This window comes from Lentzea sp. NPDC036949 (genome assembly GCF_055608075.1).
The window spans coordinates 162957-189873 of the sequence record NZ_JBVJRA010000001.1 but is presented as its reverse complement, the minus strand read 5'-3'; the positions used below and the strand labels follow the sequence as shown (position 1 = coordinate 189873).

Sequence of the window (26917 nt, the reverse complement as noted above, 5' to 3'; positions counted from 1 at the left end):
TCCAAGATTGGTCTACACCAAAGCTGGCCCTGACCTGCGCTGATTCACCGCCCTCGCCCTTTAGGGTTGGCGCCGTGGTCTAGCTACCCTGTCTTCCGTGTGCGGAATCGTGGGATACGTGGGTCACCAGTCGGCGCTCGACGTGGTGCTGGACGGGCTGAGGCGGCTCGAGTACCGGGGTTACGACTCGGCCGGTGTCGCGGTCGTCGCGGACGGTGAGCTCGCCGTCGAGCGCAAGGCCGGGCGGCTGCAGAACCTGGAGGCGAGGCTCGACGAGGTGGGTCGCGACGGGTTCGCGGGCACCGTCGGCATGGGACACACGCGGTGGGCGACGCACGGCGCGCCGATCGACCGCAACTCGCACCCGCACCGCGACTCGGCGAACCGGGTCGCCGTGGTGCACAACGGCATCATCGAGAACTTCCTCGCGCTGCGCGGCGAGCTCGAAGGGCTCGGCATCGAGATGGCGTCCGACACCGACACCGAGACGGTCGCGCACCTCGTGGCCATCGCGTACGGCGACGGTGACACGAAGGGCGACCTGCCCGCCAGCGTGCGCAAGGTCGTGAGCCGCCTGGAGGGCGCGTTCACGCTCGTCTTCACGCACGCCGACGAGCCCGACACGGTCGTCGCCGCGCGCCGCAACTCGCCGCTGGTCGTCGGCGTCGGCGAGAACGAGTACTTCGTCGCGAGCGACGTCGCCGCGTTCATCGCGCACACCAAGGAGGCCGTCGAGCTGGGGCAGGACCAGATGGTCGTGCTCACCCGCGACGGCTACGAGGTCACCGACTTCGACGGCGCGCCGGCCGAGGCCAAGCCGTTCACGGTCAACTGGGACCTCAGCGCCGCCGAGAAGGGCGGCCACGAGTACTTCATGCTCAAGGAGATCGAGGAGCAGCCGGAGGCGCTGGCGAACACGCTGCGCGGCCACTTCGCGAACGGCCGGATCGTGCTCGACGAGCAGCGGCTGTCCGACCAGGACCTGCGCGACGTCGACAAGGTCTTCGTCGTCGCCTGCGGCAGCGCCTACCACTCCGGTCTGGTCGCGAAGTACGCGATCGAGCACTGGACGCGGCTGCCCGTCGAGGTCGAGCTGGCCTCCGAGTTCCGCTACCGCGACCCGGTGCTCGACCGCGACACGCTCGTCGTCGCCGTGTCGCAGTCCGGTGAGACCGCGGACACCCTCGAAGCCGTCCGCCACGCCCGCGCGCAGAAGGCCCGCGTCCTCGCGGTCTGCAACACCAACGGCGCGCAGATCCCGCGCGAGTCCGACGCCGTGCTCTACACGCACGCCGGCCCCGAGATCGGTGTCGCGTCGACCAAGGCGTTCCTCGCCCAGATCGCGGCGAACTACCTGGTCGGCCTGGCCCTCGCGCAGGCCCGCGGCACCAAGTACCCGGACGAGGTGGCCCGCGAGTTCCACGAGCTGGAGGCCATGCCCCAGGCCGTGCAGCGGGTGCTCGGCACCATCGACCAGGTCAAGGCGCTGGGCCGGGAGCTCGCCGACTCGAAGGCGGTGCTGTTCCTCGGCCGCCACGTCGGCTACCCGGTGGCGCTGGAGGGCGCGCTCAAGCTCAAGGAGCTCGCCTACATGCACGCCGAGGGCTTCGCGGCCGGTGAGCTCAAGCACGGCCCGATCGCGCTGATCGAGGAGGACCTCCCGGTCGTCGTGGTCATGCCGTCGCCGAAGGGCCGTGCCGTCCTGCACTCGAAGCTGGTGTCCAACATCAGCGAGATCCAGGCCCGCGGCGCCCGCACGATCGTGATCGCCGAGGAGGGTGACGAGACGGTGCGCCCGTTCGCGGACCACCTGATCGAGATCCCGGCCGTCCCGACGCTGCTGCAGCCGCTCATCTCGACCATCCCGCTGCAGGTGCTGGCGGCCGAGATCGCGACCGCCCGCGGCTACGACGTCGACAAGCCTCGCAACCTCGCGAAGTCCGTTACCGTCGAATAGGTGAGAGGCGTCTGGCACACCGAACGCGTCAAGTCCGCTGAAGAGGAGCTCATGGCGGTCGTCCCGCCGGGCTCGCTGATGCGCAAGGCCGCGTTCGGTGTGGCCACCCACGCCCTCCGGCTCCTGCGGGGCCGCCGCCGCGTCACGCTGCTCGTCGGCGCGGGCAACAACGGCGGCGACGCCCTGTGGGCCGGGTACTTCCTGCGCCGCCGCGGGGTCGCGGTGTCCGCGGTCCTGCTCACCCCCGGCAAGGCGCACGCGGAAGGCCTCGCCGCGTTCCGCGGGGCAGGCGGCCGGGTCGTCGAGGAGGTCGGCACCCCCGACCTGGTGATCGACGGCATCGTCGGCCTGTCCGCCCGCGGCCCGTTGCGCCCGGAAGCGGCCGAGCTCGTCGAGGGCGTCACGGCCCCGGTCCTCGCCGTGGACCTGCCCTCCGGCATCGACCCGGACACCGGTGAGACCTCCGGTCCGCACGTAAAGGCCCACACCACGGTCACGTTCGGCTGCCTCAAGCCGGTCCACGCGCTGGCCGACTGCGGCGAGGTGCACCTGGTCGACATCGGCCTGCGCCCGCGGGACCCGGACTTCGTGCTGCTGGACCGCGCGGACATCGCCTGGCCGCTGCCGGGCCCGTCCGACGACAAGTACACCCAGGGCGTCACGGGCGTCGCCGCCGGCAGCTCGACCTACCCCGGTGCCGCGGTGCTCGCCACCGGTGCCGCCGTGCTCGCGACGTCGGGCATGGTCCGCTACGCCGGTCCCGCCGCCGACGCGATCCGCGCCCGCTGGCCGGAGACCATCTGCACCGGCTCGATCACCGACGCGGGCCGCGTGCAGGCCTGGGTCGTCGGCCCCGGCATGGGCACGGGCAGCTCGTCCGCCGAGGTGCTGAGGTTCGTGCTGGACGCGAACGTCCCGGTGGTCGCCGACGCCGACGCCATCACGCTGCTGGCGCAGCAGCCGCAGCTGTGGGACGCCCGCGACCCGGACTCGGAACTGGTGCTGACCCCGCACGACCGCGAGTTCGAACGCCTGGCGGGCCCGGTCGGCGGCGACCGGGTGGCGGCCGCGCGCAAGGCCGCCCAGCGCTTCAACGCCGTGGTGCTGCTGAAGGGCCACCGGACCGTCGTGGCCGCCCCGGACGGCCGGGCGCTGGTCAACTCCGCGACCTCGTCCTGGCCGGCGACCGCCGGATCGGGTGACGTGCTGTCCGGGATCATCGGGGCGTTGCTGGCCGCCGGTCTCGACCCGTTCCTGGCCGCGGGGTACGCCGCCCACGTGCACGTTCTGGCGGCGGAGCTGGCCGCGGACGGCGCACCGGTGCCCGCGTCCGGGCTGATGACCGGGATCACGGCGGCGATCAGGAGCCTCTGAGCGCTCGCTCACACCTGATGAGCTGCGCTCTTGTGGAACGATGACCGGGTTATGGCCCGTTCAGAAGTAGTCGTCGACCTCGGCGCGCTGCGGCACAACGTCGCGCTGCTCGCCGGCCTCGCCCCTGCCGCCCAGACCATGGCCGTCGTGAAGGCCGACGGGTACGGGCACGGCGCGGTGGAGGTCGCCAGGGCCGCGCTCGAAGCGGGCGCGACCTGGCTCGGTTCGTGCTCCACGCAGGAAGCCCTCGCGTTGCGCAGCGCCGGCATCCAGGCACCCATCCTCGCCTGGCTGGACGCACCGGACGAGGACCTGGCCGCGGGCATCGCCGCCGACGTCGACCTGTCCGTCGCCTCCCTGTCCGACCTGCGCCGGGTCGAGCAGGCCGCCGAGGAGGCCGACGCCCGGCCGCGGCTCCACCTCAAGATCGACACCGGCCTGAGCCGCAACGGCTGCCAGCCGCGCGACTGGCCGGAGCTGGTCCAGGCCGCCCGCCACCACGACGTGGTCGCCGTCTGGTCGCACCTCGCCTCCGCCGACGAGATCGGCGACCCGTCCATCGACCTGCAGGCCAAGCGGTTCGACGACGCCTACGAGGTGGCGCGGGCGCACGGCCTCGACCCGCTGCGGCACATCGCGAACTCCGCGGCCCTGCTGACCCGGCCCGACCTGCACTTCGACCTGGTCCGGCCCGGCATCGCGATCTACGGCCTGAACCCGGTGCCGACCGACCACGACCTGCGGCCGGTCATGAGCTACCGCTCGCACGTGGCGCTCACGAAACGCATCCCCGCCGGTGAGTCGGTCTCCTACGGGATGACGTGGACCGCGCGGGAGGACACGACGCTGGCACTGGTGCCCGCGGGGTACGCGGACGGTGTCCCGAGGGCGCTCTCCGGCCGGATGGAGGTGCTCCTGGACGGGAAGCGCCGCCCGGTGGTCGGCCGGGTCTGCATGGACCAGGTCGTGGTGAGCTGCGGGGACGACGAGGTGCGCGAGGGCGCCGAGGTCGTCCTGTTCGGCGACGGGAGCCGAGGCGAGCCGACGGCGAGGGAGTGGGCGGAGCTGACCGGGACGATCGACTACGAGATCGTCTGCGGGATGTACCGGCCGCGGGTGCGGAGGATCTACACGTGAGACCGGTGTGGAAGGTCGTCGGCTGGGTCGGTGGCGCGCTCGGTGCCGCCGTCGCCGGTGCCGCCGTCGCGCAGACCGCGAAGGTGTCGCACGAGCGCAAGACCGCGTCCGACGGCCTCGCCGACGAACAGCTGGGCCTGCTGCGGCCCGACCGCGAGTCGACGGTCGCCGCCGACGACGGCGTGCCGCTCTCCGTCGAGGAGGTCGACCCCGCAGACGGGGGCGAACCGGACATCGCCGTCGTGCTCGTGCACGGTTTCGCGCTCGACCGCCGCTGCTTCCACTTCCAGCGCCGTGACCTCGCCGAACTGCTGGACCCGCGCGTGCACCAGGTGCTCTACGACCAGCGCAGCCACGGCCGGTCCGGCCGGTCGTCGGCGGAGGGCAGCACGATCGACCAGCTCGCGCTCGACCTCGACGCGGTGGTCCGCGCGGTCGTGCCGGACGGGCCGCTGGTGCTCGTCGGCCACTCCATGGGCGGCATGACGATCATGGCGCTGGCCGAGAAGCACCCTGAGCTCTTCGAGGAACGGGTCCGCGGCGTCGCGTTGATCGGCACGGCCGCCGGTGCCGTCGGCGGCGCGGGCCTGCCGAAGTCCGTGCTGTCGCGCTACAACCCGGTGACGCTCGGCGTCGGCCGGCTCGCCGGCGTGCAGCCGGGCCTCGTCGAGTGGGTGCGCAAGAGCGCGAAGAGCCTGACCTGGAGCGGCATCCGCACGCTGGCGTTCGGCGACCGCAAGGTGGCGCCGTCGCTCGTGGACCTGATGGACCAGATGATCGGCGGGACCACGGTGAAGGTGCTCACCGAGTTCCTGGAGACCCTCGGCACGCATGACCGCTACAAGGCGCTGGCCGGTCTGCGGCACTGCGAGGTGCTGATCCTGAGCGGGGACGCGGACAAGCTCACGCCGTTCTCGCACGCAGAGCGGATGGCCGAGGAGATGCCGCACGCCACGCTCGTCCGTGCCCCCGGTGCCGGGCACATGGTGATGATGGAGCAGGCTGACCTGGTCAACGACCACCTGGTCGCGCTGATCGAGCGGTGCGCGGCCGACCGCGGAGGAAATCAGGAGAAGTGGTGGCGTCGAGCGTGAAGACCGTCGAACTGCCCCTGGTGACCGACACCGAGGAGTTCGGCCGCAGGCTGGGCGAGCTCGTCCGCGCGGGCGACCTGCTGCTGCTGGCCGGCCCGCTGGGAGCGGGGAAGACGGCGCTCGTGCGCGGTCTGGCCCGCGGCCTCGGCGTGCAGGGCCGGGTGTCGTCGCCGACGTTCGTCGTGGCCCGCGTCCACGAGCCCGCCGAGGGCGGCAGGGGCGTGCGGCTGGTGCACGTCGACGCGTACCGGCTCGGTGGCCACCTGGACGAGCTGGACGACCTCGACCTGGACACCGACCTGGTCGACGCCGTGGTCGCCGTCGAGTGGGGCGAGGGCCTCGCGGAACGGCTGAGCGAGGACCACCTGCTGATCCGCCTCGAACGCGGAACCGACGACGTTCGCACGGCGCAGCTCGTCCCGCACGGCGGGTGGACGGGTCGTCCCCTCCCGGTGTGACGCCGTCCAGCGGATGGGGTGACACCCGTCAAGGGCGGAACGGCCGGCGCCGATGGACCTACCATGATCAACAAGTCGCTCCTCGCGACCGCCGTCGTCGGCGGTGCCCTCCTCGCCGCGGGAGCGCCCGCCTCCGCCGGTGAGCACAGCCGCGCCGGCGGCATCCGCGTGGCGGACAACTTCTGCGCAGCCCCGTGGCTGTGGAACGGCCCGGCCGCGCTGCTGCACGAGGGCCACGCACCCGGCTACGCCACGTGCATCGACGTCCGCACCGCCGGTGACGACGCCGTCAGCGTCCTGGACGACGCCTGCGCCGCGCCGTGGCGGTGGAACGGCCCGCTGGAGATCTTCACGATCGACCACTCGTCGGCCTGCTCCACCGGCTGAGCGCCACCAGCTCGGCGGGATGGCCGGACCGAGCCCGCCGGCCATCCCGCCGTCCGTCCCCTCAGGACAGCTCGCCGTCTTGTTGCGCCGCGTCTGTGAGGGCGCTGCCGGCACCTTGAGGACGCATGGGAACTGTGGGCGGCCACACGTGTTCGATTGCCGCTGCTCCGCAGACGGCGACGAGGTCGTCGAGAAGTCGGCCACCCGGCCGCCGCTTCCGGCCGAATCGCCTCCGGCGGTTGACCGGAAGAGGCAACCGGATGACCGACACGACCTCGTACTACCCTGGACAATCGTGCTAGTGCTCGCCGTCGACACGGCCACCCCCGCAGTCACCGCCGGTGTGGTCGAGCTCGCGCCCGACTCCCCGCCGCGCCTGCTCGCGAAGCGGGTGACGCTCAACGCCAAGGCGCACGGCGAGCTGCTCACCCCCCACATCTCCGCCGCGCTCGACGAGGCCGGCAAGGCGTACTCCGACCTGGACGCGATCGTCGTCGGCGCGGGTCCCGGCCCGTTCACCGGGCTGCGGGTCGGTCTCGCCACCGCCGCGGCGCTCGGGCAGGCGCTCAACCGCCCGGTCTACCCGGTGGCCACCACGGACGCGATCGCCAAGGACGCCGCCAGCGGGCACCCGCTGCTGGTCGCCACGGACGCGCGCCGCAGGGAGGTCTACTGGGCCGCCTACGACGCCGCCGGTCGCCGCACCGACGGGCCGCACGTGGAGCGCCCGCAGGACCTCGCGGAGAAGCTGCCCGCGCTGGGCGTGCACCAGGCGACCGGTGAGGGTGCGGAGCTCTACGCCGACGTCCTCGGCCTGGAGCTGCTCCAGGCGAAGCACCCGTCGCCGGAGGGGCTGGTCGCCGCCGCGGCCGCCGAGGTGCTCGCGAAGGCCCGTCCCGCCGCGCTCACCCCGCTCTACCTGCGCCGCCCGGACGCGGTCGAGCCCACCGGCCGCAAGCGGGTGACCAGGGCATGACCACCGGCACCGTCACACTCGGGCCGTTGCAGCACGCCGACGTGCCGCGGTGCCACGAGATCGAGCTGGACCTGTTCCCCGGCGAGGACCCGTGGAGCGAGACCGCGTTCCACAGCGAGCTCGACCGCGGCAACTACTACCGGGGCGCGTACTGCGACGGCGAGCTGATCGGGTACGCGGGGCTCGCCGCGTCGGCGTACGAGGCGAGCGTGCACACCATCGCCGTCGCCCGGCCCTGGCAGGGCAGGGGCGTCGGCAAGATGCTGCTGCGCGACCTCCTCGCCCGCGTCGACGAGATCGACGTGCCGGTGTTCCTCGAGGTCCGCACGGACAACGAGCCCGCGATCGCCCTCTACCTCGCGCACGGCTTCGAGCACCTCGGCTTGCGCCGCCGCTACTACCAGCCGTCGGGTGCCGACGCGTACACGATGGGAAGGCCCGCGAAAAGTGTCTGACCGACTCATTCTCGGCATCGAGAGCTCCTGCGACGAGACGGGCTTCGGCATCGTCCGGCTCGGCCAGGACGGCTCGCTCGAGCTGCTCGCCGACGAGGTCGCCTCCAGCGTCGAGGAGCACGCCCGCTTCGGCGGCGTCGTGCCGGAGGTCGCCTCGCGCGCCCACCTCGAAGCGCTGGTGCCGACCCTGCGCCGGGCGCTCGACACCGCGCGGGTCGAGCTCTCCCAGCTCCACTCGATCGCCGTCACCGCGGGTCCCGGTCTCGCCGGGGCGCTGCTGGTCGGCGTGTCCGCCGCGAAGGCCTACGCCGCCGCGCTCGGCAAGCCGCTCTACGGGGTGAACCACCTCGCCGGCCACGTCGCCGCGGACACGCTGCAGCACGGCCCGTTGCCACAGCGCTGCCTCGCGCTGCTGGTCTCCGGCGGCCACTCGCAGTTGCTGCTCGTCGAGGGCGGCCTGGCCGGCTCGATCACCGAGATCGGCTCCACCGTGGACGACGCCGCCGGCGAGGCCTACGACAAGGTCGCGCGGCTGCTCGACCTGCCCTACCCCGGCGGCCCGCCCATCGACAAGCTCGCCAAGCAGGGCAACGGCTGCGCGATCGCGTTCCCGCGCGGTCTCACCGGTCCGCGCGACGCGAAGTACGACTTCTCGTTCTCCGGTCTGAAGACCGCGGTCGCCCGCTGGGTCGAACGCGCCGAGAGCGCCGGCGAGGAGATCCCGCTGGCCGACGTCGCCGCGTCGTTCCAGGAGGCCGTCGCGGACGTGCTGACCGCCAAGGCCATCCGCGCCGCCAAGGACCTCGGCGTCGACACGCTGGTCATCTCCGGCGGTGTCGCGGCGAACTCGCGGCTGAGCGGCCTGGCCGCCGAGCGCTGCGCGGAGGCGGGCATCGAGCTGCGCGTGCCGAGGCCGCGGCTGTGCACCGACAACGGCGCGATGATCGCCGCTCTCGGCGCGCACCTGGTGGCGGCGGGCGCCAAGCCGTCGTCGATGGACCTCTCGACCAACCCCGGCCTGCCGGTCAACTCGGTCCAGATCCTCTGATCACAGCCGGTGCAGGCCCGGCCTGCGGTCCTCCACGGCGAACGACGCCCTGGTGGTGACCGGGGAGCCGGGCCTCGTCACGTGGTCGAGGCCGCGGAAGTCCGCGCGCAGCTCCTCGGGCGTGAACCTGGCGATCGTGTAGCCGCGGCGGTTGTTGAAGTACTTCACGTGCGGGTTCTCGCGCAGCCACGACGGCGTCTCGGCGTACTCCTCCGACCCGTCGCCGCCGGCCGTGATCGACGTGGTCACCAGCTCGGTCGCGAGGGTCCGCGACGACGGGTCGTCCCAGCGCTGTTTGACCTCCGCGGCCCACGCCGCGTGCACGTCCCCGGTCAGCACGACCGGGTTCCGCACGTCCGCGAACCGCGCCACCACCCGGTCCCGGTCGGCCGCGTAACCGTCCCAGGCGTCCAGCAGGAACTCGTCGACCTCGCCGGGGACGTAGTCGTACTGCGAGAAGAACACCTGCTGGCCGAGCACGTCCCACCGCGCCCGCGACCCCCGCAGCCCGGCGAACAGCCAGTCCTCCTGCTCGGCGCCGAGCATGGTGCGCTCGGGCGCCAGCCGCTCCGGGCAGAGCTGCAGGCCGTCCCCGCAGGCCTGGTCGGTCCGGTACTGGCGGGTGTCGAGCAGGTGGAACGTGGCGAGCGCACCCCAGCCGATCCGCCGGTACAGCCGCGGCGACCTGCGCAGGGGCATGTTCTCGTAGTAGGCCTGGAAGGCCGCGGCCCTGCGCGCGGGGAAGTCCGGCTGCGGCCGGTCCGGCACCAGGCCCGCCCAGTTGTTGTCGATCTCGTGGTCGTCCCAGACGACGCTCCACGGCGCCGCGGCGTGCGCTGCCTGGAGGTCCGGGTCGGCCTTGTACTGCGCCTGCCGCCGCCGGTAGTCCGCGAGCGTGGTGGTCGTCGGGCCCTCGACGTGCCGGACGTTGCCGCTCGGGGCGACGTGGACGCCCGCCTCGTACTCGTAGGTGTAGTCGCCGAGGTGCAGGACCAGGTCGGGTTCGTCCTCGGCCAGCCGCCGGTACGCCGTGAAGTAGCCGTGCTCGTACTGCGCGCACGAGGCGAAGGCCATCGTCAGCGGCACCCGCAGGGAACCGGGCGCGGGCGCCGTGCGGGTGCGGCCGGTCCGGGAGAGGTGGTTGAGGGCCTTGAAGCGGTAGAAGTACTCGCGGCCGGGCGCCAGCCCGGCGAGCTCCACGTGGACGCTGTGCGCCCGCTCCGGTCGAGCCGTGGTGGAGCCGTGCTGCACGGTTCGGGTGAACCGCTCGTCCTCGGCGACCTGCCACCGGACCTCCACCGGACGCGCCGGCATGCCTCCCAGGCCGTCCTCCGCGAGCGGTTCGACGGCCAACCGGGTCCACAGCACCACCCCGTCGGGTGTCGGGTCCCCCGAGGCCACGCCCAGTGTGAAAGGGTCGGAGCGGCGGGCGGACCCCGCGACCGAGAACGCTGTGACGCCGGCCACTCCGGAGAGCAGCAGCGTGCGGCGCGAGAACGTGACCATGGCCTGAACACGGCTCCCACCGGGTGAGCGGTTCGGGACCCTCGTTGAAGCGTTGGCACTCTCATGGGTAGAGTGCCAACTGCACGGCACCAGCACCGCCCCGACCCCCGCGACGGCGGGGTGGCAGGAGCCGTTTATTCGAACCTGCCAACGACCCGTGGAGGTCATCCCGGTGAGCGTGAACATCAAGCCGCTCGAGGACAAGATCGTCGTTCAGGCCTCCGAGGCCGAGACGACCACTGCCTCCGGCCTCGTGATCCCGGACACCGCGAAGGAGAAGCCCCAGGAGGGCAAGGTCCTCGCGGTGGGCCCCGGCCGCATCGACGACAAGGGCAACCGCGTCCCGCTGGACGTCGCTGTCGGCGACGTCGTCATCTACTCGAAGTACGGCGGCACCGAGGTCAAGTACAACGGCGAGGAGTACCTGATCCTCTCCGCCCGCGACGTGCTGGCCGTCGTCAACTAAGACGCTCGGCTGTCATGCCTGACGCCCCGGCGCCCCACTCCGGGGCTTCCGGGGCGTTTCGCTACCAGAGAGGCTTTAGGCAATGCCCAAGCAGATCAGCTTCGACGAGGACGCTCGTCGGGCACTCGAGCGCGGCGTCAACAAGCTCGCGGACACCGTCAAGGTCACCCTTGGCCCGCGCGGGCGCCACGTCGTGCTCGACAAGAAGTTCGGTGGCCCGACGGTCACCAACGACGGTGTGACCATCGCCCGTGAGATCGAGCTGGACGACGCGTTCGAGAACCTCGGCGCGCAGCTCGCCAAGTCGGTCGCCACCAAGACCAACGACGTCGCGGGTGACGGCACCACCACCGCCACCGTGCTGGCGCAGGCGCTGGTCAAGGAAGGCCTGCGCAACATCGCCGCGGGTGCGAACCCGACCGCGCTCGGCCGTGGCATCCAGGCCGCCGCCGACGCCGTCGTGGACGCGCTCAAGGGCAAGGCCACCCCGGTCAAGGGCCGCGACAACATCGCCCAGGTCGGCACCGTCTCCTCGCGGGACACCTCGATCGGCGCGCTGCTCGGCGAGGCCATCGAGCGGGTCGGCGAGGACGGCGTCATCACCGTCGAGGAGTCCTCGACGCTGGCGACCGAGCTCGCGATCACCGAGGGCGTGCAGTTCGACAAGGGTTACGTGTCGACGCACTTCTCGACCGACCTCGAAGCGCAGGAGGCCGTCTACGAGGACGTCCGCATCCTGCTGCACCGCGAGAAGATCTCGGCGCTGGCCGACGTCCTCCCGATCCTCGAGAAGGTCGCGGAGTCCGGCAAGCCGCTGCTGATCATCGCCGAGGACGTCGAGGGCGAGGCCCTGTCCACCCTGGTGGTCAACGCCGTCCGCAAGACCCTGAAGGTCGTCGCCGTGAAGGCGCCGTTCTTCGGTGACCGCCGCAAGGCGTTCCTGGACGACCTCGCGGTCGTCACCGGCGGCGAGGTGATCTCCTCGGAGATCGGCCTGAAGCTGTCCGAGACCACGCTCGACCAGCTGGGTTCCGCCCGCCGCGTCGTCGTGACCAAGGACGACACCACGATCGTGGACGGCGGCGGCACCAAGGCCGACATCGCCGGCCGCGCGGAGCAGCTGCGCCGCGAGATCGAGGCCACGGACTCCGACTGGGACCGTGAGAAGCTCCAGGAGCGCCTCGCGAAGCTCTCCGGCGGCATCGCCGTGATCAAGGTCGGCGCCGCTACCGAGACCGAGCTGAAGGAGCGCAAGCACCGCATCGAGGACGCGGTCGCCGCTACCAAGGCCGCGGTCGAGGAGGGCATCGTCCCCGGCGGTGGCTCCGCTCTCGTGCACGGCGCCAAGGTGCTCGACGGCGGTCTCGGCCTGACCGGTGACGAGGCCACGGGTGTCGCGCTCGTCGCGAAGGCCCTGTCCGCGCCGCTGTTCTGGATCGCCTCGAACGCCGGCCTCGAAGGTGCCGTCGTGGTGAACAAGGTCCGCGAGGGCGAGTGGGGCTTCGGCATCAACGCCGCCTCGCTGGAGTACGGCGACCTGCTGGAGCAGGGCATCATCGACCCGGTCAAGGTCACCCGCTCCGCCGTGGCGAACGCCGCCTCCATCGCCCGCATGGTGCTCACGACCGAGAGCGCCATCGTGGAGAAGAAGGCGGAGGAGCCGGCCGCTGCCGGTCACGGCCACGGCCACGGGCACGGCCACTGAGTCGCCGCTCCCGCTTCCGTCGGGACCGCGATCTCTGAGCTGGAACGAGAACCGGGGCGGCACCACTCACGTGGTGCCGCCCCGGTTCTTCTCGTCCACCACCCCGCGCCCCCTTGAAGCCAGCAGAGCGACGGGGAGAGGGCGACCCGGTCAGACGATTGCCAGCTGGCGTTTTCTCGCCTTGATGATGTGGTCGCGTTCCGACTCCGAGAGCCCGCCCCAGATTCCGTAGGGTTCCTGGACCGCGAGCGCGTGCCTGCGGCACATCTCCAGCACCGGGCAGGCGAGGCAGACGGCCTTGGCCCGGGCCTCCCGGCGAGATCTCGCCGGACCCCGTTCACCGTCGGGGTGGAAGAAGAACGCGCTGTCCATGCCCCGGCACGAACCGCGCATCTGCCAGTCCCACAGGTCTGCGTTGGGACCGGGGAGCCTTCGGGTGTCCGCCATCGAGACCGCCTCCGTGACGACTGCTCCATTCGGCTTAACGAAGATCCACCGTAGAACCGCGTCAATACTTGTTCAAGAGGCAGAAGACCCTTATCAACTGATGGGTGACAGCACGCGTGTTCGATCACTCACCGCCCGGAGTTGCCACCCGGAAGAGGTGAACGGAACATGTTTGCCGTGATGATCCAGCCGGAGCACAGATCTGCCGGTGGTCACACGGGTGAACCCCTCCTGTCCGTGGCCGCGGTGGCCAGGCGGCTCGGGGTGGCACCCGCGACGCTGCGCACCTGGGACCGGCGCTACGGACTCGGGCCGAGCGGCCACACGGTCGGACGGCACCGCAAGTACGGACCGCGTGACGTGGCCCGCCTTGAGCTGATGCAGCGCGCGCTCCTGCGTGGCGCCTCGTCGGCCGAAGCCGCCCGGTTCGCGCTCGACTCGAAGGCGTCGATGACGCACGGTGAGGTGCCCGCCGCACCCACCGGTGGCCGCGGTCTGAAGTTGCCGGGTGCCTCCCGGCTCGCCCGCGGGCTCGGTCGTGCGGCGCTCGCCATGGACTCGATCGCCGTGCAGGAGGTGCTGGCCGACTCGCTCGCCTCCGAGGGCGTGGTCGCGACGTGGAACGAGGTCGTGCGGCCGGTGCTGGCCGCCGTCTCCGCGCGGTGGGAGCTGTCGGGTGCCGGCGTGGAGGTCGAGCACCTGCTGAACGAGTGCGTGCTCGCCTCGTTCGTCCGCGCGACACCGCTCGTCACCCTCGGGCGCAACCACCGGCCCGTGCTGCTCGCGTGCATGCCGGAGGAACGGCACAACCTGCCGCTCTACCCGTTGGCGGCCGAGCTGGCGCAGCGCGGGATCGTCGTCCGGCTGCTCGGGGCGGCGTTGCCGGCGGACGCGCTGGCCGCGGCGGTGCGGCGGACCGCGCCGTCGGCGGTGGTGCTGTGGGCGCAGCTGCCCAGGTACGCCGATCCGGGAGTGCTGGCGGCGGTCCCGCGGACCCGGCAGCAGGTGCGGGTGTTCGTCGGCGGGCCGGGCTGGCGGCGGGGGATGGTGCCGACGCCGGCCGAGCGGGTCGACGACCTGGGTGACGCGGCGGCCGCGGTCGAGGCCGCCGTCACCTGACGGCACACTGCCTGTTCGTGAACTCCGGAGAAGACGCGCTGCGCCGGGCTGCTTTCGGTGCCGCGCCGGGCGACGACGTCTGGGCCGCGCTGGGTGCGCCGAGCGCTCGGGTGCGCTGGCTCGCCGCCGTCGTGCTCGGCGGGCAGGGGCACTACGCCGCCGCGGCGACCGCCCTCGACGCGCTGCGGCACGACCCCGACCCGGTCGTCGCCTCGCTCGCCCTGTCGACCCGCGCCTCGCACCACCGCCAGCTCGGCGCGCACCACCTCGCCCGCGGCCTGGACGGCCGGGCGCTCGCCCACGTGCGGGGCGACGACGCCGGCGACCCGGACGGGGTGGACGCCGCCGGGGCCCGCACCGACGCACTGCTCGGGCTCGCCGCCGACGCGATCGGTGCCGGGCGGACGCACGAGTCGCGCCGGCTGCTCGCCCGCGTCGGGCGGACCCCGTCCTGGCGGAGCGCGGTGCGGTTCGGCTGGGTGAGGGCGGAGGTCGAGCTGGCCTCCGGGAACGCCGGGGCCGCGGTGGCACCGGCCGAGGAGGCGCACGGCGTGGCGACGAGGGCAGGAGCCGTCCGCCACACCGTGAAGTCGGCCCTCGTGCTGGGCACCTCGTTGATCGTGTCGGGGACGCCCGAGGGCACGGCCAGAGGGGTTGAACTGGTCGAGTGTGACCTAAATCACAGCGTCGTGGGCGGGCTCCAACCGTTGATCTGGCCGAGCGCTCTGGTGCTGGCAGACCATGCCCCCACGGTGGGCGCAACCGCCATCGACCGGGCGACGGAGGCTCTGAGCTGCGTGTTACGCAGAGCTGATCCAGTCAGCCGTCGGGTCGCCCTCGAGTCCCCCTGGGTGCCGACCGGGCTGCTCCGTTCCGGGGAACCCCCGAATGCAGACCCTCAGACGAACTTCTTGACGGATTAAGCACCGGATCGTGTCAAGGTCGGGCCATCAGCGTCCGATAGGGGATATGGAACGTCACTCGGCTGCAGGAAAGGAGTCCCCGTGACCACGGTCCTTATTTGCGACGACCGGCGCAGTGTGCGTGAGGGTCTCACCCGCGTGATGTCGGCTGTCCCCGGGGTCAGCCGCATCGACTGCGTAGCGCACGGTGACGAGTTGTTGGCTCGCTTTTCCAGGCAGCCGGTCGACGTCGTACTGGTGGGAACCCAGCGCGCCGTCCCGACCGGGGTGGAAGCAACCCGTCGGCTCGTCTCCGCGAACCCGCAGGCAAACGTCATCGTGTTCGGAGCCCCCGACGACGCGGGCAGCATCGCCGCCGCGATCGCCGGTGGCGCCCGCGGCTACCTGAGGTGGGACGCGTCGCGCCCCGAGCTTGTGGCAGCCCTCGCGCACACGCTCGCCAGCACCTCCGTACCGGCACCGCGCCAGCCCTCCGACCCCGGCGTGCAGCTCACGGAGCGCGAGCTCCAGGTGCTGCGCGGCATGAGCCAGGGCAAGAGCAACGGTCAGATCGGCCGCGAGCTCTACCTGTCGGAGGACACGGTCAAGACGCACGCCCGCCGCTTGTTCCGCAAGCTGGGCGTCCGCGACCGCGCGCAGGCGGTGGCGCACGGCTTCCGGCGCGGTCTGGTGCAGTAGTCCAGGCCACAGCGTTGGGCTGAGTTCGCACGATCAGCCGCAATCCCCCAGCCCGGTGACGATGTCGCCGGGCTGCGGCCGTTCGGCGTGCCGGTTGTTCACTCGGTGTGTCCATGCCCCGTTGATGAACGGACGGCCCGCTGACCGGTACGGTGAGGGTTGCTGCTTCGAGTCGCCGTGAGTGACTCGTGTTGTTCCCTGCCGGTACGCCAACGAGTAACACCAGGGCTGTTGTCTGCGATGACCAACTTGGGGGACGGACTGGACGCCGAAGTGGGCGCGGCCGTCGACGGTGACCGCCGGGCGATCGAACGCCTGCTGGCCTCCATTCGTCCTCTGGTGGTGCGGTACTGCCGCGCCAGAGTTGGCAGGCAGGAGCGGAGCTTCGCTTCGGCGGACGATGTGGCCCAGGAGGTGTGTCTCGCGGTGCTCACGGCATTGCCCAGCTACCGCGACCAGGGTCGGCCCTTCCTCGCGTTCGTCTACGGGATCGCGGCGCACAAGGTCGCCGACGCACATCGGTCTGCCGCCAGGAACCGCTCGGAGCCCGTTCCCGAAGTTCCCGACGCGCCGGAGACCGGAGCTGGTCCTGAGCAACGGGCCCTTCAGGGCGAGCTCTCCGGCCGGATGGCGGTCCTGTTGCGCGTCCTGCCGGAGAAGCAGCGGGAGATCCTGCTGTTGAGGGTGGTGGTCGGACTCTCCGCCGAGGAAACTGCCGAGGCGGTCGGTTCGACGCCGGGTGCGGTCCGGGTGGCGCAACACCGTGCGCTGGCTCGGCTCCGCAAGTCGCTGGCAGCGGAGGAGGTGGTCTGAGTGGCCGACGAACACGGGAAGGACGACGAGGAAGTGCGCGGACAGGACGACAGAGCCCCGCACGAGCCCGTCGCAGACGATCTTTCGGCTGTACAGGCCGATGACCGGCTGCTGGACGCGCTGGGGTCCGCGACTCCGGGTGCGGCCGGCGCGCTGGTCGACGACGAGCTGAACGCGTTGCTGCTCGCGTGGCGGCACGAGGTGGAGACCGAGCCCTTCGGGGAGCTCGTCGACACCGAGACCGCCATCGCCACGATCCAGGCTGCCCGTCCGCAGCCGGTGAGCAGGCACCGCTTCCTGATCCCGCTGGCGAGCGCCGCGGCCGTGCTGGCCATCGCGTTCACCGGCGTGAGCCTCGTGGCCCGCGACGCCCAGCCGGGCGACGCGCTCTGGGGTCTCACCCGCGTGCTCTACTCCGAGCACGCGAAGTCGATCGAGGCCGCGGCCATCATCAACACCGACCTGGAGTCGGCCCGCCTCGCGCTGCGCGAGGGCAAGGTGACCGAGGCCCGCGAGAAGCTGAACAAGATCGAGGCCAGTCTGGGCTCCGTCAACACCGACGACGGCAAGGCCCAGCTGGAGGAGAAGCACAAGGAGCTCGAGAAGCAGCTGGGCACGAACACGTCGGTGACGTCACCCACGACGCCACCGCCCGTTGTGACCAAGCCGACCGAGACCAGCGCCAAGCCGACGACGCCGTCCTCGACGCCGACGACAGCGCCCTCGACCACCACGCCGCCCACGTCCCCGTCGTCGGAGACCCCTCCGCCGCCGGACCCGACGTCGAACGGCGAGGAACCCCCGCCGCCTCCGCCCGCACCGGGGGAGACCCAGGGTTCCAACGGGGTCACCAGCGTGAACGAGGGAACCGGAACCAACTGAGACGTGCTGTGAACGCCCCTGACTTCGCCGAGGTCAGGGGCGTTCACACGTCAGGTGGAATGGATTTCGGGTGACCCGGATGGGCCGTTCGGCGGCAGCCGGTCACCGGGAACCGCCGGAGGCGGGCTGACCGGGCGCGACCAACGTCACCCCGCGACCTCGGTCACCTCGTCCGGGTGAAAAACCGGACATTTCGGGCAGAGGTCAGCGAGCCGACTCCGTCGCCGTCACCCCGTCCGCGTACCCGCGGCAGTACTCCCAGCTCACGTACGCACCCGGATCCGGGTCGAACGCCGGCTCGTGCGGCCGCATCCGGCCGTCGGCGAGGAGCTGTTCGAGCGAGGCGCGCAGCAACGCCCAGTCGTGGAAGTGCGGTTCCTGGCACTCGCCGCAGTCCACGACGATGCCGCGAACGCCCCTGTGTTCGAGGAGGGCCTGGTAGACGGCCAGGTCGCTGAGGTCGCTGACCAGCTCGGCGCGTTCCTCGTCGTCCATCGGGTCGTGGTCGTGGTGGTCGGGCTCACCGAGAGCGCGCGCGGGGTCCTCGGGGTCGCCCGCGAAGGGGTCTGGTGGCAACGCGTCGTGCGGCACGACCCCGCACGGTACCCGCCGTACCCCGGGATACGTCCAGATACCATGGGCAGCACCGCCTCCGCCTGCGGAAACCGGACGCAGGGACGGGAGGTGCCGCACGACGGAAGGCAAGCCACCCGCCATGACCAGCGAGCTCAACGCTGACGGAGTCCCGAGCAAGTTCGCGATGCTGGGATTGACCTTCGACGACGTGCTCCTGCTGCCTGCCGAGTCGGACGTCGTCCCGAGCGGCGTCGACACGAGCACCAGGATCTCGCGCAACATCAGCCTCAAGGTTCCGCTGGCCAGTGCCGCCATGGACACCGTCACCGAGGGCCGGATGGCGATCTCGATGGCGCGGCAGGGCGGCATCGGCGTGCTGCACCGCAACCTCAGCGTCGAGGACCAGGCCCGGCAGGCGGAGACCGTGAAGCGGTCCGAGGCCGGCATGGTCACCGACCCGGTCACGTGCTCGCCGGACGCCACGCTCGCCGAGGTCGACGCGCTGTGCGCGCGTTACCGGATCTCCGGCGTGCCGGTGACCGACTCGAACAACAAGCTGGTGGGCATCATCACGAACCGCGACATGCGGTTCGAGCTCGACCACTCCAAGAAGGTCAGCGAGGTCATGACCAACGGCCCGCTGGTCACGGCGCAGGTCGGCGTGTCGGCCGAGGCCGCGCTGGGGCTGCTGCGCCGGCACAAGGTCGAGAAGCTGCCGATCGTCGACGGTGACGGCAAGCTCAAGGGCCTGATCACGGTCAAGGACTTCGTGAAGACCGAGCAGTACCCGAACGCCACCAAGGACCCGGACGGCCGCCTGCTGTGCGCCGCCGCCGTGGGCGTGGGAGAGGACTCGTTCGTGCGCGCGATGACGCTCGCGGACGCCGGCGTGGACGTGCTGATGGTCGACACGGCGCACGGCCACTCGCGCGGCGTGCTGGAGATGGTCGCGCGCATCAAGAAGGAGCTCGGCGACTCGACGGACGTCGTCGGCGGCAACATCGCGACGCGGGCCGGCGCCCAAGCGCTGATCGACGCGGGCGCGGACGGCGTCAAGGTCGGTGTCGGGCCGGGCTCGATCTGCACCACGCGCGTCGTCGCGGGTGTCGGCGTGCCGCAGATCTCCGCGATCTACGAGGCGTCCCTCGCGTGCCGCCCGGCCGGTGTGCCGGTGATCGGCGACGGCGGCATCCAGTACTCCGGCGACATCGCGAAGGCCATCGCGGCCGGCGCGTCCGCCGTGATGCTCGGCTCGCTGCTCGCGGGCACCCAGGAGGCGCCCGGCGACCTGATCCTGGTCAACGGCAAGCAGTTCAAGACCTACCGCGGCATGGGCTCGCTGGCGGCGATGCAGTCGCGCGGCGAGAACAAGTCGTTCTCGAAGGACCGCTACTTCCAGGACGACGTGCTCAACGAGGACAAGCTGGTCCCGGAGGGCATCGAGGGCCGCACGCCGTTCCGCGGCCCGCTGTCGCAGGTCGTGCACCAGCTCAACGGCGGTCTGCGCGCGGCGATGGGCTACACGGGCTCCCGCACGATCGCGGAGCTGCAGGACGCGCAGCTCGTGCGCATCACCGCGGCGGGGCTCAAGGAGTCGCACCCGCACGACATCACCATGACCGTCGAGGCCCCGAACTACACGACCCGTTAAGGTCTGTCGGCTGTTCGCTCAGGGGTGAGGTGCGTCCGCGGAAAGCGCGGACCACGCTCGCCCGCCGTGTTTTCTCTGGGGGCGGCCCCCAGACCCCCGGACGAAGGAGAACAACAGGTGCGCGATCTGGTCGAGATCGGCATGGGCCGGACCGCGAGGCGGGCCTACGAGCTGGACGACATCGAGATCATCCCGTCGCGTCGGACGAGGTCGTCGAAGGACGTCTCCACGACGTGGCAGATCGATGCCTACCGCTTCGACATCCCGCTGATCACCCACCCGACGGACGCGATCGTGTCGCCGGGCACGGCGGTCGCGATCGGCGAGCTGGGCGGACTCGGCGTGCTCAACGCCGAGGGCCTCTGGGCCCGCCACGGTGACGTGGACGAGGCGTTGTTCCGCCTCGTGCAGGCCACCGAGGACAGCGACGACCCGGCAGCGGCGGTCAAGGTGCTGCAGGAGCTGCACGCCGCCCCGCTGCGGATGGACCTCATCGCCGAGGCGATCAAGCAGATCCGCGAGTCGGGCGTCACGGTGGCGGCGCGGGTCAGCCCGCAGCGCGCCGCCGAGCTCACCCCGGACCTGCTGGCCGCGGGCGTCGAGATCCTGGTCGTGCAGGGCACGATCATCTCGGCCGAGCACGTGTCGCGCGACGGTGAGCCGCTGAACCTGAAGTCGTTCATCGCGGACCTCGACGTCCCGGTGATCGCCGGCGGTGTCGGCGACTACCGCACGGCCATGCACCTCATGCGCACCGGCGCGGCGGGCGTGATCGTCGGCTACGGCTACTCGCCCGGCGTCACGACCACGGACTCGGTGCTGGGCATCGGCGTGCCGATGGCCACGGCCATCTCGGACGCGGCGGCTGCCCGCCGCGACTACCTCGACGAGACCGGTGGCCGGTACGTGCACGTCATCGCCGACGGCGGCATGCAGACCTCCGGCGAGGTCGCGAAGGCCATCGCCTGCGGTGCGGACGCCGTGATGCTCGGCGAGCCGCTCGCCGCCGCGACCGAGGCACCCGGTCAGGGCCTGTACTGGACCGCGTCGTCGGCGCACCCGTCGGTGCCGCGCAGCCTCGTCGCCGAGGCCGTGGACCAGGAGCTCGACCTGCGCACCCTGCTGTTCGGGCCGTCGTCGGACCCGCGCGGCGTGACGAACCTGTTCGGCGCGCTCAAGAGGGCCATGGCGAAGACCGGTTACTCGGACCTCAAGGAGTTCCAGAAGGTCGGCTTGACCATCCGGGGCTAGTCGTCTGCTGCGGAAGGGCGCGTTCCGGTTGGGACGCGCCCTTCTGCTTTGCTGGGTCCCGTGCCGCTCGTCGAGATCACGTACGCCCCCCACATCCCCCACGCCCTGCTCAAGGACCTCGCCGCGACGCTCCCGCACGCCGTCTCGGTGGCGGTCGAATGCCCGGAGGAGCCCTACGACGGCAACCTCCAGCCCGGTGACGTCGAGCTGCGCTTCCGGCCGCGCGGACCGTTCGACTCGACCGGCATGGACATCGTCGTCGAGGTCAGGTCGAAGTGGTTCGAGAGCCGCGCGGCCAACCGGCAGGACCGGGTCGACGGTCTGTGCGCGGCCGTCGTGAACGCCACCGGCCTGCTCGACGTGGGCGTCTACCTCAGCCTCCCGGTCGCGGCCTGGGCGCAGAGCTGATCTTGCAACCGAACCGGTGTCCCGTGCGTCCTGTAGTGCGTGGAACTGGATGCCCTGTTCGGCAAGGACAACAGCAGCGTCGACACGGTCGAGGAGCCCGAGGTCGACGAGGTGCAGGAGGAGACCGCTGACGAGAACAGCATCGGCTGGAAGGCCCTCGCGCTGTTCATCTGCGGTGGACTGGTGATCATGGCGTTGGTCGTGGCGTTCTCGGTCTGGGTCATCGAGGGCCTGGTCCTCTGACTCTGAATCGATGGGGGACTAGGCGTTACCCGAAGTAACGCCTACTCTCCGGTACATGGGTGAACTCGCCGGTAACTTCGACGTCGTCATCGTCGGCTCCGGGTTCGGCGGGAGCGTGGCCGCGCTCCGGCTGACCGAGAAGGGCTATCGCGTCGCCGTGCTCGAAGCCGGCCGTCGCTTCGCCGACGACGAGTTCGCCAAGACCAGCTGGGACCTGAAGAGGTACCTGTGGGCGCCGCAGCTCAGGTGCTTCGGAATCCAGCGCATCCACCTGCTGCGCAACGTGATGGTGCTGGCCGGGGCGGGCGTCGGCGGCGGCAGCCTGGTGTACGCGAACACGCTGTACCGGCCGCTCAAGCCGTTCTACGAGGACCGGCAGTGGGCGCACATCACCGACTGGCAGGCCGAGCTCGACCCGTTCTACGACCAGGCGAGCCGGATGCTGGGCGTGGTCACGAACCCGACCACGACACCGAGCGACGTCGTCATGCGGAAGGTCGCGAAGGACATGGGCGTCGAGGACAGCTACCACCCCACGCCCGTCGGCGTCTTCTTCGGCGAACCCGGCAAGCCGGCGGAGGACCCCTACTTCGGTGGTGCGGGACCGGCCAGGACCGGCTGCACCGAGTGCGGCAGCTGCATGTCCGGCTGCCGGGTCGGCGCCAAGAACACGCTGGTCAAGAACTACCTCTACCTCGCGGAACAGCTCGGGGCGAAGGTCTTCCCGCTGACCACGGTGACCGGGCTGAGCGAGTCCGGTGGCCGGTGGACGGTCCAGGCCAAGCAGACCGGTGGCCGCGCCAGGGCCACGTTCACCGCCGACCAGGTCGTGGTCGCGGCCGGCACCTGGGGCACGCAGCAGCTGCTCCACCGGGCCAGGGCCACCACGCTGCCGAAGATCTCGGCCAAGCTCGGCGAGCTCACCCGCACCAACTCCGAGGCGATCATCGGGGCCGGGCGGTACACCGTGGACCCGCAGAACGACTTCACCAGGGGTGTCGCGATCACGAGCTCGATCCACCCCGACGAGATCACGCACATCGAGCCCGTCCGGTACGGCAAGGGCAGCAACGCCATGGGCCTGCTGCAGACGCTCGCCACCGACGGCTCGGCGAGCGTGCCGAGGTGGCTGCAGTTCCTGCGCGAAGCGGTCAAGCACCCGCTCAAGCTGCTGCGGCTGCTCAGCGTGCACCGGTGGAGCGAGCGCACGGTGATCCTGCTGGTGATGCAGAGCCTCGACAACTCCATCACCACGTTCCTCAAGCGCGGCAAGCTCACCAGCGAGCAGGGCCACGGCGAGCCCAACCCGGCGTTCATCCCGGCCGGCCACCGGGCCAACCTGCTCGCGGCCGAGCACATCGACGGCATCGCCGGCGGCACCTGGGGCGAGCTGTTCAACATCCCGCTGACCGCGCACTTCATCGGCGGCTGCGCCATCTCCAGCACCCCGGCCGAGGGCGTGATCGACCCGTACCACCGGGTCCACGGCTACCCCGGTCTGTCCGTTGTGGACGGTGCGGCGATCAGCGCCAACCTCGGCGTGAACCCGTCGCTCACCATCACCGCGCAGGCGGAGCGGGCGTTCTCGCTCTGGCCGAACAAGGGTGAGCGGGACCAGCGGCCGGCGCAGGGCGAGCCGTACCGGCGGATCAACCCGGCGAAGCCGCGCACCCCGGCGGTCCCCGAGCAGGCCCCGGCCGCGCTGCGGTTGCCGATCGTGGAGGTGTCCTGACCTCGATCACTTTGGCTACCGTGGAGGCATGGCCAAGAAGCCGTTCGCTTCCAGCGCGGACCTCGCCGACAAGGACGAGGTCTTCGTCGAGCTCGCCGAGGGCGTCTACACCCTGACCGCCGAAGGCGACCCCAACGTCGGTGCGATCGAGGCCGACGACTTCCTGATCTGCTTCGAGGCGCGCGCCACCCCCGCGGCCGCGCGCCGCTGGCTCGCGACCCTGCGCAAGCACACGAAGAAGCCGGTCCGCTACCTCGTGCTGAGCCACTACCACGCCGTCCGCACACTGGGCGCCAGCGCGTTCGACGCGCAGGAGGTCGTGGCGCACGAGATGACGCGGGTCCTGATCGCCGAACGCGGCCGGCAGGACTGGGAGAGCGAGTACGGCCGCATGCCGCGGCTGTTCGAGCAGCCGGCCGAGATCCCCGGCCTGACCTGGCCGACGCTCACGTTCTCCGACCGCATGACCATCCCGCTCGGCGGCGAACGCGGCGACCTCGTGCTGCAGCACCTGGGCCGCGGCCACACCGCGGGCGACGTCGTGGCGTGGCTGCCGCAGCAGCGCATCCTCTTCGCGGGCGACCTGGTCGAGTCGCAGGCCGCGCTCTACACCGGTGACGCGTTCCACGACGAGTGGGCGACGTCCACTTTGGACAACGTGGAGGACCTCGGCGCCGAGGTCCTGGTGGGTGGCCGCGGCAAGGTGGCCCGCGACCGGATCGAGGTCGAGGCCGCGATCGCGCAGAGCAGGCACTTCCTGGACGAGCTGCGCCGCACGGTCGGCGGGGTGCACGCCGAGGGCGGCACGCTCAAGCAGGCCTTCGAGCTGGCCCGCGAGACCCTGGCGCCCCGGTACGGCCGCTGGCCGATCTTCGAGCACTGCCTGCCGTTCGACGTGCAGCGCTACTGGGACGAGTGCGACGGCAAGGACTGGCCGGAGATCTGGACCGCGCGCCGCGACCGCGCCGTCTGGGACGCCCTGCAATGACCGTGCTGGTCGTCGGTGCGGGCCCGGTCGGGCTCACGGCGGCGCTGCTGCTGGCCCGCGCCGGTGTGCCCAGCGTGGTGCTGGAGAAGGCCACCGAGCGGTCCCGCGTGGGCAGCCGGTCGATCTGCGTGCAGCGCGACGTGCTGGAGGTCCTCGAACGGGTCGGCGCCGGGCAGGCCGTGGCCGACGCCGGCGTCACCTGGTACACCGGCCGGACCTACCACCGCGACCGCGAGGTGGCGACCCTGACCTTCCCGGCGGCAGCGGGCTTCCCGCCGTTCGTGAACACCCCGCAGACCGTCGTCGAGCGCATCCTGGAGGAGCGGGTCCGCGCCGAGCCGTTGGTCGAGCTGCGCTACGGCCACGAGGTCACCGGCCTGACCTGGGACGCCGACGGTGTGTCCACATCGGACGGAATCGCCGGCACCCACTGCATCGCCGCGGACGGCGCGCACTCGACCGTGCGGCGGCTGCTCGGCGTGCCGTTCGAGGGTTTCTCGTTCGACGACCGGTTCATCATCGCCGACGTGCGCGTCGACCTGGACTTCCCGGCACCGGAACGCCGCTTCTACTTCGACCCGCCGTGGAACCCAGGCCGCCAGGTGTTGCTGCACCCGCAACCGGACGGCGTGTGGCGGATCGACTGGCAGGTCGCCGAGTACGTCGAGCTCACCGACGACCACCTCCGCGCGATCGTCGGCGACAAGCCGTACGAGGTCGTCTGGCAGTCCACGTACCGCTTCCACCAGCGGCGAGCGGCGACGTTCCGCGTCGGCCGGGTCCTGCTCGCGGGCGACGCGGCGCACGTCATGAGCCCGTTCGGCGCGCGCGGCCTGAACTCGGGGATCTGCGACGCGGACAACGCGGCGTGGAAGATCGCCGCCGACCGCAACGGCGAGGCCGGGCCGGGTCTGTTGCGGTCCTACGACGTCGAGCGCGGTGCCGCCGCCGACGAGAACCTGCGCATCACCGGCGCCACCATGCGCTTCCTGGTGCCGGGCAACGACGACGAGCGCGCGCAACGGCAGCGTGCGCTGGAGTCCGGTGAGGGCATCGACTCGGGCAAGCTGTTCACCCCGTTCGCCTACACCGACTCCCCGCTGACCACGGATGGCGGCGAGCTGATCGCGGGATCTCGCGTGGCCGGGCCGGGGTTCCTGGTGCGGGACGGCCGCCTGATCAGGCCGGACGGTCACGTCGCCGGCACCGCGGCGAGCGATGAGGTGACGCGTCGCGCGCTGGGCTGGTGAACTGGACCACATGGGGATGAGCAGAAGGACTTTCTTACGGGGAACCGGGTTATCGGTCGCGGGCATGGGGATCGGTGGCACCGCCGCGGCGGACACGGACTGGGGGAGGCTGCGGCGCAGGCTGGGCGAGCGGCTCGTCCTGCCGCAGGACACCGGCTACGACGCGCTGCGGCTGCCGTTCAACACGGTCTACGCCCACCGCAGGCCGGCCGCCATCGCCCGGTGCGTGCGGACCGAGGACGTGCAGGCGTGCCTGGACTTCGCCTCGCACCAGGGCATCCCGGTCGCCGCCCGCAGCGGCAGGCACAGCTACGCGGGCTACTCGGTGCCGGAGAACGGCCTCGTCGTCGACGTGAGCGCGTTGAACGACGTGCGCTTCCGCGGCACCGACGTGCGGGTCGGCAGCGGCATCCGGCTCGGCGACCTCTACGAGACCATCGGCGCACGCGGCCGCGCGGTGCCGGGTGGCACCTGCAAGTCCGTCGGCATCAGCGGTCTCACGCTCGGCGGCGGCATCGGCGTGATCGGCCGCAAGTACGGTTTGACCTGTGACAACCTGCTCAGCGCGCGGATCGTCACGCCGGACGGCTGCGTGCGCACGGCGTCCGCGGACTCCGAGCCCGGCCTGTTCTGGGCGCTGCGCGGCGGTGGCGGCGGCAACTTCGGCATCGTCACGTCGTTCACGTTCCGCAGCGTGCCCGCGCCGGACATCACCCGCTTCCTGCTGCTGTACCCGGACGGCGCGACCGCCGACGTGGTCGACGCGTGGCAGGAGTGGTTCGCCGACGCCCCGGACGAGCTGTGGGCGATCTGCGAGACGCTCTCCGGCACGCCCACCAGCACCGCGGTCGGCGGCACCTACCTCGGTCCCGCGAAGGACCTGCACCCGTTGCTCGACCGGATGCCGAAGGGCACTCAGCGGGTCGTCGAGGAGCTGACCTACCTGGAGGCCATGCGGTTCTACGCGGGCGGCGACGAGACCGGTGCCGCGTTCGTGGCGTCGTCGCGGATGGCCTATGAGCACGTGCCCGGCTCCCGCGTCGACGAGCTGCTGCGGGGCGGCAGCCGGTACCGCATCCAGTTCGACTCGTTCGGCGGCGCGCTCGGCCGGGTCGCACCGGACGCGACCGCGTTCCCGCACCGGCGGGCCAAGGCCAGTGCCCAGTGCTACGTCAACGTCGTGGACGGCCGCACCGAGGCGGAGGGCCGGCGGATCCTGGCGTCGTTGCGCGACGGGCTCGGCACCGGCACCACCGGGTACGTCAACTACGTGGACCCGGAGATGCCGGACTGGGCGAGGGCCTACTACGGCCGCAACCTCCCGCGGTTGCGGGAGGTGCGCCGCCGCTACGACCCCGACCGGGTGCTCGCGTTCGCCCAGGGGCTGTAGCGC

General features: G+C 71.6%; 27 protein-coding genes. 24 read left to right on the top strand and 3 right to left on the bottom strand.

What is annotated here, in order from left to right:
* Positions 1-97: 97 nt before the first annotated feature.
* From glmS to tsaD, 9 genes are all read left to right on the top strand, one after another.
* Positions 98-1957 carry a glutamine--fructose-6-phosphate transaminase (isomerizing) gene (glmS, locus tag ACZ7CD_RS00930; protein ID WP_360395787.1) on the top strand — a complete coding sequence of 620 codons (1860 nt, stop codon included), beginning with the start codon at positions 98-100 and terminating at the stop codon, positions 1955-1957.
* Positions 1958-3331 (top strand): NAD(P)H-hydrate dehydratase, encoded by a 1374-nt coding sequence (locus ACZ7CD_RS00925; RefSeq protein WP_470378125.1) that lies wholly within the window; start codon positions 1958-1960, stop codon positions 3329-3331. It begins immediately after the preceding gene.
* Positions 3332-3382: 51 nt separating this feature from the next.
* Positions 3383-4468 (top strand): alanine racemase, encoded by a 1086-nt coding sequence (gene alr, locus ACZ7CD_RS00920; protein WP_360395791.1) that lies wholly within the window; start codon positions 3383-3385, stop codon positions 4466-4468.
* The gene (locus tag ACZ7CD_RS00915) at positions 4465-5562 is read left to right on the top strand and encodes an alpha/beta fold hydrolase (protein ID WP_360395793.1); all 1098 of its coding nucleotides are present in this window, start codon (positions 4465-4467) and stop codon (positions 5560-5562) included. Before alr ends, ACZ7CD_RS00915 begins: the two co-directional genes overlap by 4 nt.
* Positions 5559-6020 carry a tRNA (adenosine(37)-N6)-threonylcarbamoyltransferase complex ATPase subunit type 1 TsaE gene (gene tsaE, locus ACZ7CD_RS00910; protein ID WP_360395795.1) on the top strand — a complete coding sequence of 154 codons (462 nt, stop codon included), beginning with the start codon at positions 5559-5561 and terminating at the stop codon, positions 6018-6020. Before ACZ7CD_RS00915 ends, tsaE begins: the two co-directional genes overlap by 4 nt.
* Positions 6021-6083: 63 nt before the next feature.
* Positions 6084-6407 (top strand): hypothetical protein, encoded by a 324-nt coding sequence (locus ACZ7CD_RS00905; protein ID WP_470378124.1) that lies wholly within the window; start codon positions 6084-6086, stop codon positions 6405-6407.
* A 295-nt stretch (positions 6408-6702) separates the two neighbouring features.
* Positions 6703-7383, top strand: coding sequence for a tRNA (adenosine(37)-N6)-threonylcarbamoyltransferase complex dimerization subunit type 1 TsaB (tsaB, locus tag ACZ7CD_RS00900; RefSeq protein ID WP_360395797.1), 681 nt, complete (start codon positions 6703-6705; stop codon positions 7381-7383).
* Positions 7380-7838, top strand: a complete 459-nt coding sequence (rimI, locus tag ACZ7CD_RS00895) for a ribosomal protein S18-alanine N-acetyltransferase (RefSeq protein WP_360395798.1) — start codon at positions 7380-7382, stop codon at positions 7836-7838. The genes tsaB and rimI overlap by 4 nt, the downstream gene beginning before the upstream one ends.
* Complete coding sequence (gene tsaD, locus ACZ7CD_RS00890; RefSeq protein WP_470370037.1) at positions 7831-8886, top strand: tRNA (adenosine(37)-N6)-threonylcarbamoyltransferase complex transferase subunit TsaD; 1056 nt, start codon at positions 7831-7833, stop codon at positions 8884-8886. The genes rimI and tsaD overlap by 8 nt, the downstream gene beginning before the upstream one ends.
* Here tsaD and ACZ7CD_RS00885 read toward each other — a convergent pair whose 3' ends face one another.
* On the bottom strand, positions 8887-10392 hold the full coding sequence (locus ACZ7CD_RS00885) for an alkaline phosphatase D family protein (protein ID WP_470378123.1): 1506 nt from the start codon (positions 10390-10392) through the stop codon (positions 8887-8889).
* A 172-nt stretch (positions 10393-10564) separates the two neighbouring features.
* On the opposite strand from ACZ7CD_RS00885, the gene groES reads away from it, so the two are divergent.
* The gene (gene groES, locus ACZ7CD_RS00880) at positions 10565-10858 is read left to right on the top strand and encodes a co-chaperone GroES (RefSeq protein ID WP_030478362.1); all 294 of its coding nucleotides are present in this window, start codon (positions 10565-10567) and stop codon (positions 10856-10858) included.
* An 82-nt stretch (positions 10859-10940) separates the two neighbouring features.
* Positions 10941-12563 carry a chaperonin GroEL gene (groL, locus tag ACZ7CD_RS00875; protein WP_360395804.1) on the top strand — a complete coding sequence of 541 codons (1623 nt, stop codon included), beginning with the start codon at positions 10941-10943 and terminating at the stop codon, positions 12561-12563.
* 150 nt (positions 12564-12713) lie between these two features.
* On the opposite strand, the gene ACZ7CD_RS00870 is transcribed toward groL, so the two are convergent.
* A complete protein-coding gene (locus ACZ7CD_RS00870) occupies positions 12714-13010 on the bottom strand; it encodes a WhiB family transcriptional regulator (RefSeq protein ID WP_086663892.1) in 297 nt (98 codons plus the stop codon).
* 168 nt (positions 13011-13178) lie between these two features.
* Between ACZ7CD_RS00870 and ACZ7CD_RS00865 the strand changes: the two genes are divergently transcribed.
* The 5 genes from ACZ7CD_RS00865 to ACZ7CD_RS00845 all read left to right on the top strand — a co-directional run bounded on the left by ACZ7CD_RS00865 (position 13179) and on the right by ACZ7CD_RS00845 (position 17425).
* Positions 13179-14129 carry a MerR family transcriptional regulator gene (locus ACZ7CD_RS00865; RefSeq protein WP_360395806.1) on the top strand — a complete coding sequence of 317 codons (951 nt, stop codon included), beginning with the start codon at positions 13179-13181 and terminating at the stop codon, positions 14127-14129.
* A 17-nt stretch (positions 14130-14146) separates the two neighbouring features.
* A complete protein-coding gene (locus ACZ7CD_RS00860) occupies positions 14147-15052 on the top strand; it encodes a hypothetical protein (protein ID WP_470370039.1) in 906 nt (301 codons plus the stop codon).
* A gap of 81 nt (positions 15053-15133) precedes the next feature.
* Complete coding sequence (locus ACZ7CD_RS00855; protein WP_030471988.1) at positions 15134-15730, top strand: response regulator transcription factor; 597 nt, start codon at positions 15134-15136, stop codon at positions 15728-15730.
* Between the two features lie 240 nt (positions 15731-15970).
* The gene (locus tag ACZ7CD_RS00850; protein ID WP_360396063.1) at positions 15971-16543 is read left to right on the top strand and encodes a sigma-70 family RNA polymerase sigma factor; all 573 of its coding nucleotides are present in this window, start codon (positions 15971-15973) and stop codon (positions 16541-16543) included.
* Positions 16544-17425: an anti-sigma-D factor RsdA gene (locus ACZ7CD_RS00845; RefSeq protein ID WP_360395810.1), complete on the top strand. Its 882-nt coding sequence runs from the start codon at positions 16544-16546 to the stop codon at positions 17423-17425.
* Between the two features lie 204 nt (positions 17426-17629).
* Here the strand turns inward: ACZ7CD_RS00845 and ACZ7CD_RS00840 are convergent, their stop codons facing one another.
* Entirely contained in the window at positions 17630-18016 is a 387-nt protein-coding gene (locus ACZ7CD_RS00840) for a DUF5319 domain-containing protein (RefSeq protein WP_360395812.1), read from the bottom strand.
* Positions 18017-18140: 124 nt separating this feature from the next.
* Here ACZ7CD_RS00840 and guaB point away from each other — a divergent pair, with 124 nt between their 5' ends.
* The 8 genes from guaB (at position 18141) to ACZ7CD_RS00800 (ending at position 26914) form a co-directional block, all read left to right on the top strand.
* Positions 18141-19652 carry an IMP dehydrogenase gene (guaB, locus tag ACZ7CD_RS00835; RefSeq protein WP_470370040.1) on the top strand — a complete coding sequence of 504 codons (1512 nt, stop codon included), beginning with the start codon at positions 18141-18143 and terminating at the stop codon, positions 19650-19652.
* Positions 19653-19769: 117 nt separating this feature from the next.
* Entirely contained in the window at positions 19770-20903 is a 1134-nt protein-coding gene (locus tag ACZ7CD_RS00830) for a GuaB3 family IMP dehydrogenase-related protein (RefSeq protein ID WP_360395816.1), read from the top strand.
* Positions 20904-20963: 60 nt separating this feature from the next.
* Positions 20964-21311 carry a hypothetical protein gene (locus ACZ7CD_RS00825; RefSeq protein WP_470378122.1) on the top strand — a complete coding sequence of 116 codons (348 nt, stop codon included), beginning with the start codon at positions 20964-20966 and terminating at the stop codon, positions 21309-21311.
* Positions 21312-21350: 39 nt separating this feature from the next.
* Positions 21351-21554 (top strand): hypothetical protein, encoded by a 204-nt coding sequence (locus ACZ7CD_RS00820; protein ID WP_360395820.1) that lies wholly within the window; start codon positions 21351-21353, stop codon positions 21552-21554.
* Positions 21555-21609: 55 nt separating this feature from the next.
* Positions 21610-23286, top strand: a complete 1677-nt coding sequence (locus tag ACZ7CD_RS00815) for a GMC family oxidoreductase (RefSeq protein ID WP_360395822.1) — start codon at positions 21610-21612, stop codon at positions 23284-23286.
* Positions 23287-23314: 28 nt separating this feature from the next.
* On the top strand, positions 23315-24274 hold the full coding sequence (locus ACZ7CD_RS00810) for an MBL fold metallo-hydrolase (RefSeq protein ID WP_360395824.1): 960 nt from the start codon (positions 23315-23317) through the stop codon (positions 24272-24274).
* On the top strand, positions 24271-25524 hold the full coding sequence (locus tag ACZ7CD_RS00805) for an FAD-dependent monooxygenase (protein ID WP_360395826.1): 1254 nt from the start codon (positions 24271-24273) through the stop codon (positions 25522-25524). The genes ACZ7CD_RS00810 and ACZ7CD_RS00805 overlap by 4 nt, the downstream gene beginning before the upstream one ends.
* A 64-nt stretch (positions 25525-25588) precedes the next feature.
* Positions 25589-26914, top strand: coding sequence for an FAD-binding oxidoreductase (locus tag ACZ7CD_RS00800; protein WP_360395828.1), 1326 nt, complete (start codon positions 25589-25591; stop codon positions 26912-26914).
* Positions 26915-26917: the final 3 nt, after the last annotated feature.

Coding starts and splice junctions, on each gene's coding strand:
- ACZ7CD_RS00905 (WP_470378124.1), top strand. CDS start 6,084: ATGATCAACAAGTCGCTCCTCGCGACCGCCGTCGTCGGCGGTGCCCTC.
- groL (WP_360395804.1), top strand. CDS start 10,941: ATGCCCAAGCAGATCAGCTTCGACGAGGACGCTCGTCGGGCACTCGAG.
- ACZ7CD_RS00800 (WP_360395828.1), top strand. CDS start 25,589: ATGGGGATCGGTGGCACCGCCGCGGCGGACACGGACTGGGGGAGGCTG.
- ACZ7CD_RS00805 (WP_360395826.1), top strand. CDS start 24,271: ATGACCGTGCTGGTCGTCGGTGCGGGCCCGGTCGGGCTCACGGCGGCG.
- rimI (WP_360395798.1), top strand. CDS start 7,380: ATGACCACCGGCACCGTCACACTCGGGCCGTTGCAGCACGCCGACGTG.
- ACZ7CD_RS00815 (WP_360395822.1), top strand. CDS start 21,610: ATGGGTGAACTCGCCGGTAACTTCGACGTCGTCATCGTCGGCTCCGGG.
- ACZ7CD_RS00865 (WP_360395806.1), top strand. CDS start 13,179: ATGTTTGCCGTGATGATCCAGCCGGAGCACAGATCTGCCGGTGGTCAC.
- ACZ7CD_RS00870 (WP_086663892.1), bottom strand. CDS start 13,010: ATGGCGGACACCCGAAGGCTCCCCGGTCCCAACGCAGACCTGTGGGAC.
- guaB (WP_470370040.1), top strand. CDS start 18,141: ATGACCAGCGAGCTCAACGCTGACGGAGTCCCGAGCAAGTTCGCGATG.
- ACZ7CD_RS00885 (WP_470378123.1), bottom strand. CDS start 10,392: ATGGTCACGTTCTCGCGCCGCACGCTGCTGCTCTCCGGAGTGGCCGGC.
- alr (WP_360395791.1), top strand. CDS start 3,383: ATGGCCCGTTCAGAAGTAGTCGTCGACCTCGGCGCGCTGCGGCACAAC.
- ACZ7CD_RS00850 (WP_360396063.1), top strand. CDS start 15,971: ATGACCAACTTGGGGGACGGACTGGACGCCGAAGTGGGCGCGGCCGTC.
- ACZ7CD_RS00810 (WP_360395824.1), top strand. CDS start 23,315: ATGGCCAAGAAGCCGTTCGCTTCCAGCGCGGACCTCGCCGACAAGGAC.